This window comes from Acetobacter fabarum, from assembly GCF_040702925.2.
Classification (GTDB): domain Bacteria; phylum Pseudomonadota; class Alphaproteobacteria; order Acetobacterales; family Acetobacteraceae; genus Acetobacter; species Acetobacter fabarum_B.
The window spans coordinates 1-269 of the sequence record NZ_JBFCXX020000091.1 but is presented as its reverse complement, the minus strand read 5'-3'; the positions used below and the strand labels follow the sequence as shown (position 1 = coordinate 269).

The following is a 269-nucleotide window of genomic DNA, read 5'->3' as shown; positions in this document are numbered from 1 at the left end:
ATACCTTGTTGGAGAAGGTTCAAGTTGACTTCGGCATTTGCATAGGTAATAGCTGCGATTGCTGGTTCAACGATAGATGGTCCATGGATACCCACAAACCAGAAGAAGGCAAAGGCCCCAAAGATAATGGTAATACCCAGATAGCCATCCGCGGCTGAGAATAATGGTGCAAAGAATTTACCGATTGATTCTGCTACACTGGCTCCAACAAAATGACGAGCTAGTAAATCAAGAACATATAGAGAAACAACTGAAAGAGTGAATGGAAT

General features: G+C 42.4%; 1 protein-coding gene. It reads right to left on the bottom strand.

The window, feature by feature from the left end; all coding sequences use genetic code 11:
* On the bottom strand, positions 1–269 hold a 269-nt coding region (locus tag AB2L51_RS15220; protein WP_400922684.1), incomplete at both ends, for a PTS transporter subunit EIIC.